The following is a 4,425-nucleotide window of genomic DNA, read 5'->3' as shown; positions in this document are numbered from 1 at the left end:
CCTCTGCCACCCTCAATACGTTGAGTGAAAGTGCTGCGGCGGATTGTGAAGAGTCACGCAGGCGGAGCACGCGGCGTGAGCGGATGCGTCCACGCCATGCCCTGTGAATGCCCGCAGAACGGCCGGAAACGGCCTCCACGCGCGTGAACAGGAGCGGGAGCCACTTTGGGCGGCATCTGACGCTTTCCGTGTCATCTGCGCCCTGCCAGGGCCGTCGCTTCTCGGATTTCTGAGACGCGCGGGATGGGCGGTTGGCAGGACTGCTCAAGCCGAAGGCGGGGCGGTGATACAGCGAGACAAGGGTGTTTCACGTGGCGCGCGTCCGAATGCGTGGACGGGCAGTTTGCTGTGCGAAGCCGAAGCCCGAATGAGTGGGCGGCTCGTGTCTCCGTGCGACGTCGAGGTCCGAGTGACGACGTGCGGGCATGAAAGTCGCAGAGACGCGCGCGACCGTGTCCCCGACGCCGCATTGGCCACCCTGGATATCTCCACTGGAAAAATCGGATGCGATGAAAGCACGACTGAATGCGTGACTGTCTGGGTATTGGGGTTTTGGGAGTGGTTGAGACGTGAATAACAAGTATCGCCATGAAACGCGGAGGGGTGCTGGCGGTATGGGAGGCCTGGAGTCGCGCTTTTCGTCACGCCGTCACGCCGTGCTCACGCCCAGGTTGCACGATGTCCTGCGTATTGCCTGTGGGCTCGTTTCAGCGCGGTGTCGTCCTTGGGCTGTGAGGAGAAGCTGCGTGAATTACGGGTTCGACACGATGTGCTGGTTTGTTGTGATTGGCTCGACACTGAGGGTGATGCCGAGGCGCTGGTGCGCCGTTCGGATTGAACTGGGCCTTCGCCATGGGAGCCGCGTCCTTGCCCTTCTGGGCACGCCGCTCTCCCTCGGTCGTGCCCCCAGTCGGAAGGGGGCCTGCCCGTTACCGTAGCCAGGGCCCTGGGGGCTTGGGTGCGTGGAGCGCCCGCCTCTTCCTTCGACAGACGCGCCACCGCCACGAGGTACCCGCTGAAGACGGGAAGCCTCGGAGGCGCTTGCGTCATTCCTTGAACGGGGCTCGGCCTTGTCTCCCCTCACCCGGCACTTCCCCGCGCGCCGAGCGCAGGGCCGGGGCGGCATGTATCAGTGAGTCGTAACTGGAGTGCGCTCAATCGAGAGCTTGGCATGGCCCTCCGGACGGCCGAGGCGCAGCGGGCCTATCGCGTCTTGCGGCACAACTGGGAGGCGCTCTCCGGCTTCGAGCAGCCGGAGGACCTCGTTACATTCCTCACTGCGCGCGAAGGCGAGTCTCACATCAAGGACGGCTTACTCGCGGGCCTCGTCATGCTGGTGCAGATGGGCGCCGCGGCTAACGCCTTCGTGGCGTTGTTGTGGCTGGGCCTCTGGCCAGGGTTGGACAGCGTGTACCGCCGTTGTCTCAGGCGAATGGAGAGCGCACCTGTGGAGGTGGTGTCCTCGATTGCCGCGTCCTTCATGGGGCTCGTGGCGCGCGTCGAATTGTCCGGCGTCCAGCGTGTGGCCGCGACACTTGTGCGTGGTACGGAGCGCGACGTCCTCAAGGAGTGGCACAAGGAGTTTGAGGCGCAACGCCAACGCGTGCGCCTTGGGCGACTGGCGGAAGCAGACGGCGGCGCGCCCTCGGGGCCATGGCCCGTCCCCTCCGTGCTTCGAGCCCGCTCCTTCAGCACGGAGGTGGAAGAGCTGCGCGCGCTGCTCCTCCCGTTGATGGGCGAGGACACCGACCTGGTGGTGTCCGTCCTTCTTCGCGAAGAGGACTATGCCGAGGCCGCCGCGAGCTTCGGGCTTGCACCTGCGGCGGCGCGAAAGCGCGTCCAGCGGGCCCTGGTCCGTCTGCGGAAAATGAAGAATAAAATCCCCGAAAAAGATTTCTTGTCCCAAATCGGCGGGTGGGGGTGAGTTTTAGAGGTTGTGGATTTTGAAACAACCGAGAGGACACCGGGAGGGGGCGGCTGACGGAATGCGCGAATCGTATGTCCCCTCCGCGTGCCGCCTGGCTTTGAGGGAGTAACGGGGCCGCCTCGTGCCCCAGTCCAATCCTGCTTCGAGACACCCTGTCCGTCCCGGCGGACAGCAACGCCCCTGTATTGCCTGCAACCTGGAAGGACTGAATGAAGACAGCCACGCGAAACAACTTCGAGCATGGTGAAACATACGTGCGCTTCTTCGCGCGCATCGACGGGCACCACCTCCGGGTGGTGGGCCGGGACGACTCAGGGCCGGAAGCGGGGAGCCGTAGCCCATGCCTCTGTTGCGAGTGTGCCGGGGCCCAGGCCAATGACTACGTCCGCCTGCCGGGCCTCTTCCGCCGCTGGGAGATTCAGCACGTGGTGGACACCGACGCGGACTTCAACATCGAGGCGGCGGGCTCCACGGAGGACGGCACCGAGTTGTTCTCGGTGTACCGGCGCGAGCGCCACGCCCCCACCACGCACTGCCAGAAGGAGGAATGAGGACCATGGCCAACATGTGGGAGAAGGTTGAGGAGTTGGTGCGCAAGCACGAGCAGGAGGGGGGCGCCTGGTTGAAGCTGGCGAATGACGGGGACACGGCCGTCGTCGTCGTCCTCGGCGAGCCTCACCCGCGTGAGGTGGTATTCCTCGAGGGCAAGTACGTCCTATGGAGTGAGAAGTTGCAGGCCCAGGGCCACAAGGCCTCGCTGCGTGTCGCCTACAACGTCGGCGTCTATGGCACCCGGGAGGTGAAGGTGCTGGAGATGGGCAGCGCCTTCTTCAACACCCTCAATGAGGTGCGAAAGAAGTATGGCCAGGAGACGTGGGCCTTCGAGGTGAAGCGGCGCGGGGCGGCGAAGGACCCGAAGACGACGTACTCCATTCTTCCGGACCGGCAGCTCACCCCGGAAGAGACGGCTGCCTTCCAGGCGCTGCGCCTGCATGACTTGCCGAAGTTGTACGCGGCCGAGGCGGTGGGAGCGGCGAGCGGCACGCCGCCTCCGGGCGCCTCGAGTGCGAAGGCGAGCGAGCCTGTCGACGTGAAGCTCGCGCAGGCCATCGCCACCGCGCTGAAGGCGCTGCCGCGCGAGGCCGTGGACCGCTTTCTCCAGAAGTTCGCCGTGCAGCGCATCCGCGACTTGCCAGCTTCGAAGGGGGAGCTGGCGCGCGCCTTCGTCGATGCCCTCGTCAGGGAGTACTCCGCGGAGAGTGTCGCGGACGTGGACCCCTTCGGGCCGTGAGCTCGCCCTGCTGAGCCGGTTGTCGTAGCCCTGCGCGAAGGGGGCCTGGTGCGTGCCCCCGACGCGCTTCACTGAGGAAACAAGCGAATGGTGGAAGACTTCTCCGAAATGCGCGGGGACGGGGGACGTGTTGTCTCTCGCACCCAGGACTCCAGCGTGGGGGCCGCGCCGTCTGCGCCTGCGCGCAACGCGAGCACGGACAAACGGACGTTGCGCGTGCGCGTGGATGCGGGGCTGAGGCTCGCGGCGGGGGATGTGCCGCCGAAGATGGTGGAGGGCCTCTGCCGCGCGCTCTCCCTGCCCAACCCCGCGTACTGGAAGCTGGTGCGGCTGCGTAAGCGCCCGGGCGCGGAGCCCCAGACGCTCTCCTTCTTCCGCCAGGAGGCGCGCGAGCTGGTGCTGCCGCGTGGGTCCATTCACCTGCTGCGCCGTGCCGCGGACGAGGCGGGCCTGACGTTGTCCTTCGAGGACTCGCGGGTGCTGCCGCCCAAGCGCCTGCCGAAGCTGCCGGAGGTGTCCTTGCGCGACTACCAGGCCGACGCCGTGGAGCGGCTGGCGAAGGCCACCCAGGGGACGGCGGTGCTCCCATGCGGGGCAGGGAAGAGCGTCCTCGCCGTCGGCGCAATCTCTCGGCTCCGCACGCAGACGCTCATCCTCGTCCACACACTGGACCTGGCCGAGCAGTGGCAAGAGCACGTCCGCGAGCGCCTGGGCCTGGAGGCGGGCCTCGTGGGCGCCGGGGAAGAGGAGGTACGTCCCGTCACCGTGGCCGTCGTCCAGTCCCTGGCCCGGTGGGAGGAGGCGAAGCTCGACGCCTTCCTCCACCGCTTCGGGCTGCTCGTCCTCGATGAGGCCCACCACATCGCCGCCAGCGCCTTCCATCGAATCGTGGACCGTTGCCCGGCGCGCTACCGGCTGGGCCTGACGGCGACTCCCGAGCGGGAGGACGGGCTGACGCCGCTCTTGCGGCTGTACCTGGGCGCCCCCTTGGCCGTGGTGAAACACGAGGAACTCGTCGCACGCGGGGTGCTGGTGGTGCCCGAGGTGCGCGCCGTGGAGACGGCCTTCGACTTCCCCTATGGCCGCGCCTCCGACTACGCGCCCATGCTGGAAGCGCTGGCGGAAGACAAGGCGCGCAATGACCTCGTCCTCGGTGCCGTGGCTCGCGAGGCCTGGGCGGGCCACCTGTGCCTCGTCCTCACAGGAA

General features: G+C 67.0%; 4 protein-coding genes. All 4 read left to right on the top strand.

The features are described from left to right. Positions 1-1,171: 1,171 nt before the first annotated feature. The gene (locus tag FJV41_RS48160; RefSeq protein ID WP_141649356.1) at positions 1,172-1,924 is read left to right on the top strand and encodes a sigma-70 family RNA polymerase sigma factor; all 753 of its coding nucleotides are present in this window, start codon (positions 1,172-1,174) and stop codon (positions 1,922-1,924) included. A gap of 212 nt (positions 1,925-2,136) precedes the next feature. Continuing rightward, positions 2,137-2,478: a hypothetical protein gene (locus FJV41_RS48155; protein ID WP_141649355.1), complete on the top strand. Its 342-nt coding sequence runs from the start codon at positions 2,137-2,139 to the stop codon at positions 2,476-2,478. Further along, positions 2,475-3,218, top strand: a complete 744-nt coding sequence (locus FJV41_RS48150; protein ID WP_438616790.1) for a hypothetical protein — start codon at positions 2,475-2,477, stop codon at positions 3,216-3,218. The genes FJV41_RS48155 and FJV41_RS48150 overlap by 4 nt, the downstream gene beginning before the upstream one ends. Before the next feature lie 87 nt (positions 3,219-3,305). Continuing rightward, positions 3,306-4,425 (top strand): DEAD/DEAH box helicase (locus FJV41_RS48145; protein WP_141649353.1); only part of this gene is annotated, 1,120 nt, incomplete at its 3' end.

It is taken from the genome of Myxococcus llanfairpwllgwyngyllgogerychwyrndrobwllllantysiliogogogochensis (assembly GCF_006636215.1).
Classification (GTDB): Bacteria; Myxococcota; Myxococcia; order Myxococcales; family Myxococcaceae; genus Myxococcus; species Myxococcus llanfairpwllgwyngyllgogerychwyrndrobwllllantysiliogogogochensis.
Note: the sequence above shows the minus strand (reverse complement) of the source record. Positions and strands in the feature narration are given on the sequence as shown.

Excerpts from the sequence above, each read along its gene's own strand:
- FJV41_RS48150 (WP_438616790.1), top strand. The coding sequence starts at position 2,475 with ATGAGGACCATGGCCAACATGTGGGAGAAGGTTGAGGAGTTGGTGCGC.
- FJV41_RS48160 (WP_141649356.1), top strand. The coding sequence starts at position 1,172 with ATGGCCCTCCGGACGGCCGAGGCGCAGCGGGCCTATCGCGTCTTGCGG.
- FJV41_RS48155 (WP_141649355.1), top strand. The coding sequence starts at position 2,137 with ATGAAGACAGCCACGCGAAACAACTTCGAGCATGGTGAAACATACGTG.